Origin of the sequence: Actinomycetospora straminea (assembly GCF_028737255.1) — a bacterium.
GTDB lineage: Bacteria > Actinomycetota > Actinomycetes > Mycobacteriales > Pseudonocardiaceae > Actinomycetospora > Actinomycetospora straminea.
The window spans coordinates 1-14,822 of record NZ_JAQZAN010000003.1 but is presented as its reverse complement, the minus strand read 5'-3'; the positions used below and the strand labels follow the sequence as shown (position 1 = coordinate 14,822).

Here is a 14,822-nt window from a genome sequence, read left to right as displayed (position 1 = left end):
CCTGTCAGTCATGGGGTACCACTGACCTGTGCGCGCCAGCCGGCTCCTCTCCGTGCTCCTGCTGTTGCAGAACCGTGGCCGTCTCACGGCGCGGGAGCTCGCCGACGAGCTCGAGGTCTCGATCCGCACGATCTACCGCGACATGGACGCGCTCTCGGCGTCCGGGGTGCCCGTCTACGCCGACCGCGGCCCGGACGGCGGCTACTCGCTGCTGGAGGGCTACCGCACCCACCTGACCGGCATGACCGCCGAGGAGGCCGACGCCCTCGCGCTCTCGGGGATGCCCGAGGCGGCCGCGGAGCTCGGGCTCGGGCGGGTGCTCGCGGCCGCGCAGCTCAAGGTCCAGGCGGCGCTGCCCGGCGAGCTCTCCGACCGCGCCGGCCGCATCGCCGAGCGCTTCCACCTCGACGCCCCCGGCTGGTTCCGCGAGGCCGACCACGTCCCGACCCTGACCGGGGTCGCCGACGCCGTGTGGAACCAGCGGGTGCTGCGCGTGCGCTACCGGCGCTGGGCGACCGGCGGGCGGGAGCCGGAGGTCGAGCGCGAGCTGGAACCGCTCGGTCTCGTGCTCAAGGCCGGCACCTGGTACCTGGTCGCCGTGCCGAGCGGAGAGCCCGGCGCCACGCCGCGCACCTACCGCGTCGCGCGCATCCTCCACCTCGAGACCCTCGACGTCCGTTTCGAGCGGCCCGAGGGCTTCGACCTGTGGAAGTACTGGCACCAGCGCACCCAGGAGCTCACCGACGCGCTCTACCAGGCCGAGGCGACCGTGCGGTTCTCGCCGCAGGCCCTCGAGCTCGCGTCGGTGGTCCTCACCCCCCACACCGCCCGCGCGCTGACCGAGGGCACGTGGCCGGCCGACGCCGACGGCTGGGTCGAGGCGGTCATCCCGATCGAGTCGATCGCCCACGCCCGCCACGAGCTGCTGGCCCTCGGCGCCGACGTCGAGGTGCTCGCCCCCCTGGCCCTGCGGGAGCAGATGGCCGGCGTCGCCCACGCCCTCGCCGGGATGTACGGGGGCTAGACACGCCGGAGCCCCGGCCCCCTCGGGAGGGGACCGGGGCTCCGGGTGACGTGCGGCGGGCGGATCACTCCGCCGCGGCGACCTCCGGGGTGTCCGGCACCGGGGTCGGCTTGGCCTCACCGCGGAAGGTGAAGGTGGCCGACTCGGGCGCGGGCTTGGTGACCCCGTTCTCGTCGGGCTCGGGCGTCCAGCCCTCGACGTCGACGAGCACGATCTGGCCGGACTCGACCTCGCCGAAGAGGATCTTCTCGGAGAGCTGGTCCTCGATCTCGCGCTGGATCGTGCGGCGCAGCGGACGGGCGCCGAGCACCGGGTCGAAGCCGCGCTGCGCGAGCAGCTTCTTCGCGGCGTCGGTGAGCTCGATCGACATGTCCTTGTTCTGCAGCTGCTTCTCGGTGCGACCGATCATCAGGTCGACCATCTGCACGATCTCGTCCTCGCGCAGCTGGTGGAACACGATGATGTCGTCGATGCGGTTGAGGAACTCGGGACGGAAGTGCTTCTTGAGCTCGTCCGTCACCTTGTTCTTCATGCGCTCGTAGTTCGAGCCCGAGTCCTGCCCGGACTGGAACCCGAGGCCGACCGCCTTCGAGATGTCCTGCGTCCCGAGGTTCGACGTGAACACGATGACCGTGTTCTTGAAGTCGACGATGCGGCCCTGACCGTCGGTCAGGCGGCCGTCCTCGAGCACCTGCAGCAGCGTGTTGTAGACCTCGGAGTGGGCCTTCTCGATCTCGTCGAAGAGGACCACCGAGAACGGCTTGCGGCGCACCTTCTCGGTGAGCTGGCCGCCCTCCTCGTAGCCGACGTACCCGGGGGGCGCGCCGAAGAGCCGCGAGGCGGTGTAGCGGTCGTGGAACTCGCCCATGTCGATCTGGACGAGCGCGTCGTCGTCGCCGAAGAGGAACTCCGCGAGCGCCTTGGTGAGCTCCGTCTTCCCGACGCCCGAGGGGCCGGCGAAGATGAACGAGCCCGACGGACGCTTCGGGTCCTTGAGGCCGGCGCGGGTGCGCCGCATGGACTGCGACACGGCCTTGACCGCGTCCTCCTGCCCGATGATGCGCTTGTGGAGCTCGTCCTCCATGCGCAGCAGGCGGGTGGTCTCCTCCTCGGTGAGCTTGAACACCGGGATGCCGGTCCAGTTGGCCAGCACCTCGGCGATCTGCTCGTCGTCGACCTCCGCGACGACGTCGAGGTCACCGGACTTCCACTGCTTCTCGCGCTCGGTCTTCTGCCCGATGAGGTTCTTCTCCTCGTCGCGCAGGCGCGCCGCCTTCTCGAAGTCCTGCGCGTCGATCGCGGACTCCTTCTCGCGACGGACGTCGGCGATCTTCTCGTCGAACTCGCGCAGGTCCGGCGGCGCGGTCATGCGGCGGATGCGCATGCGGGCGCCGGCCTCGTCGATGAGGTCGATGGCCTTGTCCGGCAGGAAGCGGTCGTTGATGTAGCGGTCGGCCAGGGTGGCCGCCGCGACCAGCGCCGGGTCCGTGATCGAGACGCGGTGGTGCGCCTCGTAGCGGTCGCGCAGCCCCTTGAGGATCTCGATGGAGTGGGCCACCGAGGGCTCCCCCACCTGGATCGGCTGGAAGCGGCGCTCGAGCGCGGCGTCCTTCTCGACGTGCTTGCGGTACTCGTCGAGCGTGGTGGCGCCGATGGTCTGCAGCTCACCGCGGGCCAGCATCGGCTTGAGGATCGACGCGGCGTCGATCGCGCCCTCGGCGGCACCCGCGCCGACGAGCGTGTGGAGCTCGTCGATGAACAGGATGATGTCGCCGCGGGTGCGGATCTCCTTGAGGACCTTCTTGAGGCGCTCCTCGAAGTCACCGCGGTAGCGCGAGCCCGCCACGAGCGACCCGAGGTCGAGCGTGTAGAGCTGCTTGTCCTTCAGCGTCTCGGGGACCTCGCCCTTGACGATGGCCTGGCCGAGGCCCTCGACGACGGCGGTCTTGCCGACGCCGGGCTCGCCGATGAGGACCGGGTTGTTCTTGGTCCTCCGGGAGAGGACCTGCATGACCCGCTCGATCTCCTTCTCCCGGCCGATGACCGGGTCCAGCTTGCCCTCGCGGGCCGACTGGGTGAGGTTGCGACCGAACTGGTCGAGCACCAGGGACGACGACGGGGTGCCCTCGCCGCGCTGGCTGCCGGACTCCGCGGGCTCCTTGCCCTGGTAGCCCGAGAGCAGCTGCAGCACCTGCTGGCGCACACGGTTGAGGTCCGCGCCGAGCTTGACGAGCACCTGGGCGGCGACGCCCTCGCCCTCGCGGATGAGCCCGAGCAGGATGTGCTCGGTGCCGATGTAGTTGTGCCCGAGCTGCAGCGCCTCGCGCAGCGACAGCTCCAGCACCTTCTTGGCGCGGGGGGTGAAGGGGATGTGGCCGGAGGGCGCCTGCTGGCCCTGGCCGATGATCTCCTCGACCTGCTGGCGCACGCCCTCCAGGGCGATGCCCAGCGACTCGAGGGCCTTGGCGGCGACGCCCTCGCCCTCGTGGATCAGACCGAGCAGGATGTGCTCGGTGCCGATGTAGTTGTGGTTGAGCATCCGGGCCTCTTCTTGGGCCAGGACGACCACCCGCCTCGCGCGGTCGGTGAACCTCTCGAACATTCGTCACTCCTGACTGCTGCGCCGGCGGTCCGCCACCGAGTGTCCCCGAAGGAACGCCCCGGTGGCCCCTTGGCTGGTGCCCGATGACGGATCGGGACCCCCACGGTGCCCGAACTGCCACTGCACCGTAAGGCCATCCTAGTCGTCGCGCGTGACGTCACGGGACGGTGACGGTTGCACCACCGTGACGGCGGACACGCGGCGACGGACCGTCGTGGGTCCTCCCCGTTTCCGTCCTGTCCAACCATCCCCGACGTCCGGGTCATCCCGCCGAGGTGTTCGCCACCGGTGAACCACCCGGCCGAGGAGGCCGGTCGGTCCACCGGGGCTCCCCCCGGTCGGGTGGGCGGGCCGGCGGCACCGTGCTACGGCGCGGCCGGGTAGCTCATGACGTCGAGGCCCAGCGGCGACACCCCGGCCCGCGGGCCCGCCCCGGCCCGGTCGATGCCGAACGGCACGGGACCCGCGGTGCCCTGCTGCAGCGACTCCTCGGAGACCACCCGCCCGTCGAGGGTGAACGCGTCGAACTCGAACGGCACGCCGTTGGACGCGAGCGGGTCCGGGCGGTCCATCACGTGGAAGTGCAGGTGAGGTGCATCGCTGTTGCCGGAGTTGCCCAGCTTGCCGAGCACCTGGCCCCGACGCAGCTGCTGCCCCACCGCGAGGTTCAGCGGGTTCCCCGTCTGCAGGTGCGCGTAGAAGGCGTAGCGCCCGCCGCCGAGGTCCTGCACGACGTGGTTGCCCCCGTACTGCTGCAGCGTCAGACCGCCCGGGTTCGCGCCCGGCGGCTGCTGCGGGAGGTCGCTGACCAGCCCGACGACCGGCCCGTCGGCGACGGCCAGGATGTCCGCACCGACGTACGGGTAGCTGGCGATGTCGGTCGGCGGCCCGGTCATCATCCGGCCCGCGGCGTCGGTCTGGACGTAGTCGATGGCGAAGCGCTCCGGCGCCCACAGCTGCCCGTCGATGGGGCTGACCGCGCCCCGGTGCGCACCGAGGCGGCAGCAGCTGTCGCCGTCGAGCCACCCGGGTCCGCGCAGCGGCGGCGAGATGCGGATCGGCGGGGTCCGGTCGACCGCGGACGCGGCGAGCGTCGCGGTCAGGGTCGGCGGCACGAGCGGCGGCGACGGCTGGGCGAAGGCCAGGTCGAGGCGGTGCTCGAGGCGGGCGGGGACGGGGTCGGTGGGGGCGAGCACCACGTCCAGCCAGACCAGGCCGCCCTGCCCCGCCGTGAGGTCGCGCGTGCCCGGGCTGCCGCCGAACGGCTTGATCCACTCGGCGAGGGCGTCGCCCTCCAGCCGCAGCAGCGACCGGCCGTCGCCGACCACCTCGACCGTGTTGATCGTGACCGGCGAGGAGAGGACGTTGGTCAGCTCGAGCTCGTAGGCCAGGTGGACGCGGCCGTCGGTCGCCGGTACCGGGATCGGGGCCCGGAGCACCGACGCGGTAACCGGCGTGAACACCGACGGCCCGCCCGCCGCCGAGTCCGCGGCCGACGGCCCGCCGAACGGCCCCTCGACGGCCGCGGTGCCGGCAGCGGGCGACGCCGACGGGGGCGGTGTCGTCGGTGGTGCCGCCCCCGCACCCGAGGAGCCGCACGCCGCCAGGACCGTCACCGCCGCGATCAGGGCGCCCACGACCGCCGCCCGCCCACCTCTGCGCACGCCCACTGCCGTCTCCCGGGGCTCGACCGACGCGGCCCGAGATGTCGGGGTTCCGACCGGACCGTCGACGCGGACGGTAGGGCGCCACATGATCGACGCGCTGTCATGGCGACGACAGCACGGCTGCGCCGGACAGGTGAACAGCATCGAGCCGAAGCAACAGGGGGTCGCAGGAATGACGGTGACGGTCTCCGCGCCGGACGCGCGCGCCGAACGGGTCCTGCGGGCGTGCCCGCAGCTGCGGGGCCTCGACGACGCGACGGTCCGGGCGCTCGGCGCGGCGTCGGTGGTCCGCCACTACGCCGCCGGCGAGCCGGTCTTCCTCGAGGGCGCGCCCGGCGACGCCATGTTCGTCCTGCGGCAGGGCGCGGTCGTCGCGCGGCTCAGCTCGGTGGCGGGCGACGTCATCGACCTCGGGGTCGCCGCGGAGGGGCACGCGTTCGGCTACTTCGAGGTCCTCCGGCCCGGTCCGCGCACCGAGGACGCGGTGGCCGTCCGCGACTCGACGGTCGTCGTCGTCCCGGCCGCGGCGGCTCTGCGCGCCTTCCGGTCCAGCCCCGACACCCTGCTCGCCCTCGCCCGCGACCTCGTCCGGATCGTGAGCCTGCAGAACCGCGCCCGCAGCGAGCTGCGCCGGCCCGTCGACCGGCGCCTCGCCGCCCTGCTGCTCGAGCTCGCCGCCGGCCGCGACGTCGTCGACTTCGGCGGCCCGCAGACCCTGCTCGCCCAGCGTCTCGGCATCGCCCGGCAGACGCTCAACACCGCCCTGCGCGCGCTGGCCGACCGGGGCCTCGTCACCGTGCACCCGGGCGGGCGCGGCGTGACGCTCGACCGCGCCGCGCTCGGCGCCTACGCGGGCGACGCCTGAGGACGTCAGTGGGCCTTGTGGTACGCCTCGCTGACCTCGCTGGGGATGCGCCCGCGCTCCGAGACCGTCATCCCCTGCTTGCGGGCCCACTCGCGGATCGCCTGGTTCTGCTCGCGGTCGACCGCCGCCCGGCCCCCGCCGCCACCGCTGCCCCGCCGCCCGCCGGTGGAGCCCGACGAGGACGCCGACGACGACCGGCGCCGGCCCCCGCTGCGCCGGGCGTGCGCGACGTAGTCGGCGAGCGCGTCGCGCAGCGCCGAGGCGTTCGCCTCGGACAGGTCGATCTCGTACGTGGCGCCGTCGATCCCGAACTCGACCGTCTCGTCGGCTTCCGACTGGTCCAGATCGTCGACGAGCGACACCACGACTTTCTGCGCCATCACGCGACCTCCGCACACCGACCGGGAATGTGGCCGGACCTTATTTGTGCGACGACGCGTTTGTCGAGTGATCCACGCCGCGATTTCACCACCTCATGCCCGGCGCATACCGACAATTCCGCGTCAGTCGGGGATCGCGGCGCTGTCCGGAACGACGACGGCGAACACGTCGGCCAGTGCAGCGAGGCTCGCACGCTGCAGCGACGAGGCCGAAACCGTACCGTCCGGTCCGGGAAGGGCGCGGGTCGCCGTCGCGCCGGCGACCACCGAGGGCGCGAATCCGGCGTTGAACGCGCCGCGCGCGGTGGAGTTCACGCACATGTGCGTCATGAACCCGGCCAGCACCAGGTTCGACGCGCCCACGCCGCGCAGGTGCGCCTCGAGGTCGGTGCCGACGAAGGAGTTCGGGAAGTTCTTGACGACCACGTGCTCGCCCTCGCGCGGCGCGACGCGGTCGACGATCGCCCCGATCTCGGCCCGCACGTCGTACGGCGAGCCCTCCCCCGCGTCGTGCTGGACGTGGACGATCGGGATGCCCGCGCTGCGCGCCCGGTCGAGCAGGACGGCGGCCTCGTCGATCGCCGGCTCGACGTTCTCGAGGGCCATGACGCCGCGGGTGTAGGTGTTCTGCAGGTCGATCATGACCAGCGCCGACTCGCGCAGGGACGCGGGCTCGGCGGGCATGCCCGTCAGCTCGCGCAGCGTGGTCGAGGGGGTCGTCGAGGGTGTCGTCGAGGGCGTCGTCGAGGGGGTGCTCATCGTCGAGCTCCTTCGTCAGGGGGCCGTCGGGGGCTGACGTGCGAGGGGCGCCCCCGCTGCGTCGCACGCAGCCGGGGCGCCCCTCGGTCCTACTCGGTCGGATCGTGCCCGTACAGCGACCGGCTACCGGTCGCCCAGCTCGCGCAGCTCGTCGTCGGTGAACAGGCGCGAGCGGATGATGAAGCGGACGCCCTCGGGCGCCTCCACCGAGAACCCGCTGCCGCGACCCTTCACCACGTCGACGGTGAGGTGCGTGTGCTTCCAGTACTCGTACTGCGAGGCGGACATGTAGAAGCCGATCGGCCTCTCCAGGCCCTCCACGACCAGGTCACCGAGGTGCACGTCGGAGCCCCCGATCTTGAAGTCCCCGTCCGGGTAGCACATCGGCGCGCTGCCGTCGCAGCACCCGCCGGACTGGTGGAACATCAGGGGCCCGTGGACCGCGGTGAGCGACACCAGGAGCTCGGCGGCCTGCGGCGACAGGGCGACCCGCCCGGTGCCCGACCCCGGCACCTCCGGCACCTGCTCGGTGACGTCGGTGCTGGTGCTGATCTCGGTCATGGCGACCACCTCCACCTCCGGGGAACCCGCGGACCGATCAGAAGAACCCCAGGGCGTCGTTCGAGTAGCTCTGGAGGATGTTCTTGGTCTGCTGGTAGTGGTCGAGCATCATCTTGTGGTTCTCGCGGCCGATGCCCGACTGCTTGTAGCCACCGAACGCCGCGTGGGCCGGGTAGGCGTGGTAGTTGTTCACCCACACCCGGCCGGCCTGGATGTCGCGGCCCGCGCGGTAGGCGGTGTTCGTGTCGCGCGACCACACGCCGGCACCGAGGCCGTAGAGCGTGTCGTTGGCCTGCGCCATCGCGTCGGCGTAGTCGCTGAACCGCGCCACCGACAGCACCGGACCGAAGATCTCCTCCTGGAAGATCCGCATCGAGTTCTGGCCCTCGAACACGGTCGGCTGGACGTAGTAGCCGCCCGAGAGCTCGCCACCCAGGTCGGCGCGCTCGCCGCCGGTGAGGACCCTGGCGCCCTCCTGCCGACCGATGTCGATGTAGGACAGGATCTTCTCGAGCTGGTCGTTCGAGGCCTGCGCGCCCATCATCGTCTCGGTGTCGAGCGGGTTGCCCATCCTGACCTGCTCGGCGCGCTTGACGCCCTGCGCGACGAACTCGTCGTAGATGCCGCCCTGGACGAGCGCGCGCGACGGGCAGGTGCAGACCTCGCCCTGGTTGAGGGCGAACATCGCGAAGCCCTCGAGCGCCTTGTCGTAGAACGCGTCCTGCTGCGCGGCGACGTCGTCGAAGAAGATGTTCGGGCTCTTGCCGCCGAGCTCGAGGGTGACCGGGATGAGGTTCTCGGAGGCGTACTGCGAGATCAGGCGCCCGGTCGTCGTCTCGCCGGTGAAGGCGATCTTGCGGATGCGGCTCGACGACGCCAGCGGCTTGCCCGCCTCGACGCCGAAGCCGTTGACGACGTTGAGCACGCCGGGGGGCAGGAGGTCGCCGACGACGTCCAGGAGGACGTGGATCGAGGCCGGGGTCTGCTCGGCGGGCTTGAGGACGACGGCGTTGCCCGCGGCGAGGGCCGGGGCCAGCTTCCAGATCGCCATGAGGATCGGGAAGTTCCAGGGGATGATCTGGCCGACCACGCCCAGCGGCTCGTGGAAGTGGTAGGCGACCGTGTCCTCGTCGATCTGGGAGAGGTGGCCCTCCTGCGCCCGGATCGCGCCCGAGAAGTAGCGCAGGTGGTCGATCGCGAGCGGGATGTCGGCGGCGAGCGTCTCGCGGACGGCCTTGCCGTTCTCCCAGCTCTCGGCGACGGCGATCTTCTCGAGGTTCGCCTCGATCCGGTCGGCCATCTGGTTGAGGATGTTCGCGCGCTCGGTGACCGCGGTCCTGCCCCACGCCGGCGCGGCGCCCTCGGCGGCGTCCAGCGCCTTCTCGACGTCGTCGGCCGTCCCGCGGGCGACCTCGGTGAACGTCTGCCCCGTGATCGGCGTGGGGTTCTCGAAGTACTGGCCCTTCGCGGGCGCGACGTACTCGCCGCCGATGTAGTGGTCGTACCGGGGCTTGAACGAGACGACGCTGTCCGCCTGTCCCGGGGCCGCGTAGGTGGCCATCTGTGTCCCTCCACGTCGTGGGCTACGTGAGCGCGGACACTAGGGACGCGAGGGTTGCACGGGCGTTGCAACGCATCCGCGGCACTTTCGGACCTCGCAGGGCGCACACGAGGATTCGGTGTAGGGTTGCCTTACCCCGGACGATGGAGCACGATCGACCGACGGGGACTCGCGTCCCCGGCGGGACGCCGCGTGCCACGGCGGCACCTCCCGTCGACGGGTCGCAGGGGGCGCCGATGCCGGGGAGCCAGCGTCGTGCGCGCGGCACGCCCCGCCTGACGGTGCCGGGGACGCTGCCGCTCGGACCCTCCGACCCGGTCGAGCGCGCCCACCTCCTCGAACGCATCCGCGACGCGGTCCTCTCGGGCACCGCGAGCCCCGCCTCGCCGCGCGACGTGGTGTCGGCGTCCTGGCGCCGCTCGCTCGACGCCCACGTCGACCCCGACCACGGGCGGCCGCGGCAGGTGTTCGGCACCCACGAGCTCGACGACGTCCGCGGCGGGCACCTGCTCGCGCCGGTGCTGCCGCTGCTGCGGCGCACGCTGCTCGACGTCGCCGACGAGGCCGTGCACATGATGATCGTGACCGACGCGCGCGGGCACATCCTCTGGCGCGAGGGCCACGCCGACGTCCTGCGCCGCGCCGACGACGTCGCGCTGGTCGAGGGCACGCGCTGGAGCGAGGACTCGATCGGCACCAACGCGATGGGCACCGCGCTCGCCTCGGGGCGGGCGGTGCAGATCCACTCCGCCGAGCACCTCGTGCGGCTCTACCACGCGTGGACGTGCGCGGCGGCCCCGATCCACGACCCCGACAGCGGCGAGGTCGTCGCCGCCATCGACCTCACCGGCCCGCTGCGCACGTTCCACCCGAGCACGCTGGCCCTGGTGAGGGCGGCGGCCGAGCTCGCCGAGGTGCACCTGCGGGCGCGCCTCGTCGAGCGCGACGAGCGCCTGCGCACCCGCAACCGGACCCACCTCGACGGCCTGCGCGGCGAGCCCGGGGCCCTGCTCGCGCCCGGCGGGCGGGTGATCGACGCGCAGCCCGCCGACTGGCTCGGCGAGCGGGTCGCGATCCCCGAGGGCGGCGGGCGCGTGGACCTCGGCGAGCGCGGCGAGGGCGTCCTCGAGCCCCTCGCCGAGGGGTGGCTGCTGCGCCTCGCGCCGCGGGCGTCGTCGGGGCCGAGCCTCGTGCTGCCGTTCCTCGGGGCCGAGCGCCCGGTCGCCCGCCTCGACGGCCGTCCGGTGCGCCTGAGCCTGCGCCACGCCGAGATGCTCGTCGTGCTCGCCCTGCACCCCGACGGCCTCACCGCCGACGGGCTCGCCCAGGCGCTCTACGGCGACGCCGGCAACCCGGTGACCGTGCGCTCCGAGGTGCACCGGCTGCGCGCGGCGCTCGGGTCCTCGATCATCAGCACCCAGCCCTACCGGCTGCGCGCCCGCGTCGACGCCGACTTCCTGCACGTCCGCGAGGCCCTCCGGGCGCGCCGGCTGCCGCCGCCGGAGGTGCTGCGCCGCGGCGCCCTGCTGCCCGCCTCCGACGCCCCGGGCGTGCGCGAGGAGCGCGACCACCTCGAGGTCGCCGTGCGCGGGGCGGTGCTGCGCCGGGGCGACGCCGAGGCGCTGTGGGCGCTGGCGCAGGTGGACGCCGGTGACGACCCGGAGATCGCCGAGCGCCTGCGCCACCTCCTGCCCGCCGGCGACCCGCGGCGCGACGAGCTGGCGGTCTGAGCGCGCCTCCCGGCGGTTACCGGCTCGTATCGCTCGCCCACCGAGCGATACGGGCCAGTAACCGCGCCCGAGACGCCTCAGGACCGCGCGGCCCGCTTCGCGGCGCGGTCGTCGCGGCGCTCCTGCCACCGCCGGTGCACCGTGCGCAGGCCCAGCAGGGTCAGGTCGGGCACGTGGTCGGTGATCGTCGCGCACTCGTCGACGACCACCGGCGCGAGCCCGCCCGACGCGACGACGGCGACCGGCGCGCGGCCCTCGGGGTCGCGCGCGGTGATCTCGCGGCCCACCCGGGCGACGAGCCCGTCGACCTGCGCGGCCGCCCCGAGCACCAGCCCGGCCTGCATGCTCTCGACGGTGTTGCGCCCGAGCACCGAACGCGGCACGACCAGCTCGACCGGGCGCAGCGCCGCGGCCCGCACCGCGAGCGCCTCGGCGGACACCGCGACCCCGGCCGCGATCGCCCCGCCGAGGAACTCCCCGCGCGCCGACACCCCGTCCACCGTCGTCGACGTCCCGAACGTGACGACGACACAGGGCCCGCCGTGGCGCTCGAACACGGCGAGGGCCTGGACGACGCGGTCGGCGCCGACCTCCTTGGGGTTGTCGACCAGCAGCGGCACACCGGTGCGCACACCGGGCTCGACGAGCAGGTGGTCGAGGCCCGCGAAGTGCCGCGCGACCATCCCCCGCAGCTCGCGCATCAGCGCCGGCACCGTCGACAGCGCGGCGACCGCCGACACGTCGCCGACCCGGGCGCCGAGCAGGCCCCGGACCAGCAGCGCGATCTCGTCGCCGGTGGCCCGGGGCTCGGTGCGCAGGCGCGCGTCCCACACCGCGGGCCCCTCGGGCGGGTAGAGGGCGAGCGCGGTCTGCGTGTTGCCGACGTCGACGCAGAGGAGCACTGGTGATCGCGTCTGCCCGGGCCCTCAGTGGTCCGCGGAGAGCAGCGCGTCGAGCCGTCGCGCGTCGGTGGTCTCGGCGGCGTCGCGGCGCCGGGCGGGACGCTCGTCGCGGGCCGGCTCGGCGCCCCAGCTCCCGCCGACCGTCGTCATCGCCGGGCCGGCGGCGGCCTCGTGCCGGCGGGCCGGACGGGCGCCGGTCGCCTCCGTGCCCGGGCGCAGCAGCGACGTCGTCGGCGCGGCGTCGGGCACGTGGGCCGGGTCGGCGCCGCGGTCGAGGACGCGGTTGTGCTGGTCGACGAACACCACCCGCGGCTGGTAGGTGCGGGCCTCCGCGTCGTCCATCACGCCGTAGGAGATGAGGATGACGAGGTCGCCGGGCTGCACGAGGTGGGCCGCCGCGCCGTTGATCCCGATGACGCCGGAGCCCGCGGGCCCGGTGATCACGTAGGTCTCGAGGCGCGCGCCGTTGGTGACGTCGACGATGGCGACCTGCTCGCCGGGCAGGAGGTCCGCGGCGCGCATCAGGTCCTCGTCGACGGTCACCGACCCCACGTAGTGCAGGTCCGCGTCCGTCACCGTCGCCCGGTGGATCTTGGACTTCAGCATCGTGCGCTGCACGTCAGACTCTCCTCACGAGGGACACCGCGGCGTTGTCGATCAGACGGGTCGTGCCGGCCCGGGCGGCGACCAGCAGCCGCGCCGGACCGATGTCGGGGGTGGGACCGAGGTCCTCGTCGCGCAGCTCGAGGTAGTCGACCTGCAGCGACGGCTCGGTGACGAGCACGGCGCGCGCGGCGTCGAGGACGGCCGCCGCGCCCTGCTCACCCGCGTGCTGGCCGGCCGACAGGGCGGCGGACAGCGCGACGGCGGCGTGGCGCTCGTCGGCCGACAGGTAGGCGTTGCGGCTCGACAGCGCCAAGCCGTCGGGCTCGCGGACGGTGGGGACGCCGACGACGTGGAGGTCCATGTCGAGGTCGCGGACCATGCGCCGGATGAGCGTGAGCTGCTGGTAGTCCTTCTCGCCGAAGAACGCGACGTCGGGCGTCGTGATCGCGAAGAGCTTGTTGACGACCGTCAGCATCCCCGCGAAGTGACCCGGGCGGATCGCGCCCTCGAGCTCGTCGCCCAGTGGGCCGGGGTGGATCGAGGTCGCGAACCCGGCGGGGTACATGTCCTCGACCTCGGGCGCGAAGACCAGCTCGACGCCCTCCTCGCGGCACATCTCGAGGTCGCCCTCGAAGGCCCGCGGGTAGCGCCCGTAGTCCTCGTTCGGCCCGAACTGCTTCGGGTTCACGAAGATCGACACGACGGTCGCGGCGCCGGGCACGCCGCGGGCGCGGCGCATCAGCTCGCGGTGGCCCTCGTGCAGGGCGCCCATGGTGGGCACGAGCGTGACGCGCCGCCCGCCGCCGCGGAGGGCCTTGGTGACGCGGCGCAAGGTGTTCGGGTCGCGGTGCACCGTGAGGCGCCCGGCGTCGTACTGCGGGCGTGCGCGGCCGACGAGGTCGTGGGTGCGCAGGCTGGAGGGTCGGGTCACGGGGAGTGCCTCTCGAGGGCGGCCACCACGTCGGCGGCGGCGGCCGGGTCGACCAGTCCGCCGTCGCGGGCGCGCTCGGCGGTGCGCCGGGCCAGGGCCCGGTAGAGCGGGGCCGCGGCGGGCGCGCGGTCGTCGAGGTGGCGCAGGTGCATCGCCACCGTGCCGGCGTCGCCGCGGACGACGGGACCGGTGAGCGCCCGGTCGCCGTGGCGCAGGGCGTTGTCGAGCGCGGCGGACAGCAGCGGGGCGAGGACCCGCTCGGCGGGCTCGACCCCGGCGCCGGCGAGCAGGTCGGCGGCCTCGCGCACGAGCGTGACCAGGTGGTTCGCCCCGTGGGCGAGGGCGGCGTGGTAGAGCGGGCGCACGGCCTCCGGGACGCGCACGGGCTCCGCGCCCATCTCGACGACCAGGGCCTCGCCGACCAACCAGGCCGCGTCGGCGTCCTCCGTCGTCGGCTCCGGGCCCGTGACGCCGACGCAGGCGCCGGTCAGGCGCGCGACGTCCTCGCGGCGCCCGGTGATCGTCATCGCGGGGTGCAGGGCGATCGGCAGCACGTCGTGCTCGGCGGCGGGGGCGAGCACGCCGACCCCGGCGGCGCCGCACGTGTGGACGACGATCTGGCCGGGGCGCAGGCAGTCGGACGCGGCGAGCCCGCGGACGAGGCCGGGGAGCACGTCGTCGGGGACCGCGAGGAGGGCGAGGTCGGCGCGACGGACCACCTCGTCGGGCGGGAGGATCGCGGCGCCGGGCAGGAGCTCCTCGGCGCGCGCCCGCGACGCGCGGGAGACGGCGGAGGCGGCGACGACCTGGTGCCCGGCCTGCGCGAGCGCGGCGCCCAGCACCGCGCCGACCCGGCCGGCGGAGACCACGCCCACCGCGAGTCGTGAGCCTTCCCGAGGGGTGGGGGACGGCCCGGGCTCACCGGACGTCTGCTCCCACCGCCCGGCGTCCTCGCCGGCGTCGGTGCCCACGCGCCACCTCACTCGTTCGGCTCGTTCCCGTCCCGCTCGCGCGGGTACCGGACGATCACTGGCGCCCACGGTAACCCTCCGCGCGCGCCGCGACCGCCGCGGTGAGCGGGTTCACGCCCGCTCGTGACCGCCCGTGCGCGGGGCCGGGTGTGGGAGCGAGGGCGTCCCTCGCTGCGTCCGGCGCAGCGGAGGCGTCCCTCGCTGCTCCGGTCGGCGCTCAGTACGGCGGCGCGTGGGGCGGCAGGGGCTGGTGGGGTGGGGGC

Annotated in this window: 13 protein-coding genes; 3 read left to right on the top strand and 10 right to left on the bottom strand. The window is 73.8% G+C overall.

Features of this window, described 5'->3' with window-relative positions:
* The first annotated feature begins 28 nt into the window (after window positions 1–28).
* On the top strand, window positions 29–1,024 hold the full coding sequence (locus PH190_RS05430) for a helix-turn-helix transcriptional regulator (protein WP_274230479.1): 996 nt from the start codon (window positions 29–31) through the stop codon (window positions 1,022–1,024).
* A 64-nt stretch (window positions 1,025–1,088) separates the two neighbouring features.
* Here the strand turns inward: PH190_RS05430 and PH190_RS05425 are convergent, their stop codons facing one another.
* On the bottom strand, window positions 1,089–3,626 hold the full coding sequence (locus PH190_RS05425; protein ID WP_274201915.1) for an ATP-dependent Clp protease ATP-binding subunit: 2,538 nt from the start codon (window positions 3,624–3,626) through the stop codon (window positions 1,089–1,091).
* Between the two features lie 365 nt (window positions 3,627–3,991).
* Window positions 3,992–5,263, bottom strand: a complete 1,272-nt coding sequence (locus tag PH190_RS05420; protein WP_274230478.1) for a M23 family metallopeptidase — start codon at window positions 5,261–5,263, stop codon at window positions 3,992–3,994.
* 202 nt (window positions 5,264–5,465) lie between these two features.
* Here PH190_RS05420 and PH190_RS05415 point away from each other — a divergent pair, with 202 nt between their 5' ends.
* The gene (locus PH190_RS05415) at window positions 5,466–6,158 is read left to right on the top strand and encodes a Crp/Fnr family transcriptional regulator (RefSeq protein WP_274230477.1); all 693 of its coding nucleotides are present in this window, start codon (window positions 5,466–5,468) and stop codon (window positions 6,156–6,158) included.
* Between the two features lie 5 nt (window positions 6,159–6,163).
* On the opposite strand, the gene PH190_RS05410 is transcribed toward PH190_RS05415, so the two are convergent.
* The 4 genes from PH190_RS05410 to exaC all read right to left on the bottom strand — a co-directional run bounded on the left by PH190_RS05410 (window position 6,164) and on the right by exaC (window position 9,419).
* The gene (locus tag PH190_RS05410) at window positions 6,164–6,538 is read right to left on the bottom strand and encodes a histone-like nucleoid-structuring protein Lsr2 (RefSeq protein ID WP_274230476.1); all 375 of its coding nucleotides are present in this window, start codon (window positions 6,536–6,538) and stop codon (window positions 6,164–6,166) included.
* Between the two features lie 123 nt (window positions 6,539–6,661).
* Window positions 6,662–7,297, bottom strand: coding sequence for a cysteine hydrolase family protein (locus tag PH190_RS05405; protein ID WP_274230475.1), 636 nt, complete (start codon window positions 7,295–7,297; stop codon window positions 6,662–6,664).
* A gap of 123 nt (window positions 7,298–7,420) precedes the next feature.
* Window positions 7,421–7,858, bottom strand: a complete 438-nt coding sequence (locus tag PH190_RS05400; RefSeq protein ID WP_274230474.1) for a DUF779 domain-containing protein — start codon at window positions 7,856–7,858, stop codon at window positions 7,421–7,423.
* Between the two features lie 37 nt (window positions 7,859–7,895).
* Window positions 7,896–9,419 carry an acetaldehyde dehydrogenase ExaC gene (gene exaC / locus PH190_RS05395; RefSeq protein ID WP_274230473.1) on the bottom strand — a complete coding sequence of 508 codons (1,524 nt, stop codon included), beginning with the start codon at window positions 9,417–9,419 and terminating at the stop codon, window positions 7,896–7,898.
* A gap of 236 nt (window positions 9,420–9,655) precedes the next feature.
* Between exaC and PH190_RS05390 the strand changes: the two genes are divergently transcribed.
* Window positions 9,656–11,149, top strand: a complete 1,494-nt coding sequence (locus PH190_RS05390) for a helix-turn-helix domain-containing protein (RefSeq protein ID WP_274230472.1) — start codon at window positions 9,656–9,658, stop codon at window positions 11,147–11,149.
* Window positions 11,150–11,226: 77 nt separating this feature from the next.
* On the opposite strand, the gene PH190_RS05385 is transcribed toward PH190_RS05390, so the two are convergent.
* Genes PH190_RS05385 through PH190_RS05370 form a run of 4 tightly spaced genes read right to left on the bottom strand, consistent with a single transcriptional unit; the run spans window position 11,227 to window position 14,559 of the window.
* A complete protein-coding gene (locus PH190_RS05385; RefSeq protein ID WP_274230471.1) occupies window positions 11,227–12,051 on the bottom strand; it encodes a type III pantothenate kinase in 825 nt (274 codons plus the stop codon).
* Between the two features lie 24 nt (window positions 12,052–12,075).
* Window positions 12,076–12,669, bottom strand: a complete 594-nt coding sequence (gene panD, locus PH190_RS30725) for an aspartate 1-decarboxylase (RefSeq protein ID WP_420791585.1) — start codon at window positions 12,667–12,669, stop codon at window positions 12,076–12,078.
* A 1-nt stretch (window position 12,670) separates the two neighbouring features.
* Entirely contained in the window at window positions 12,671–13,570 is a 900-nt protein-coding gene (gene panC, locus PH190_RS05375) for a pantoate--beta-alanine ligase (RefSeq protein WP_274230838.1), read from the bottom strand.
* A 14-nt stretch (window positions 13,571–13,584) separates the two neighbouring features.
* Window positions 13,585–14,559, bottom strand: coding sequence for a Rossmann-like and DUF2520 domain-containing protein (locus PH190_RS05370; protein ID WP_274230470.1), 975 nt, complete (start codon window positions 14,557–14,559; stop codon window positions 13,585–13,587).
* Window positions 14,560–14,822: the final 263 nt, after the last annotated feature.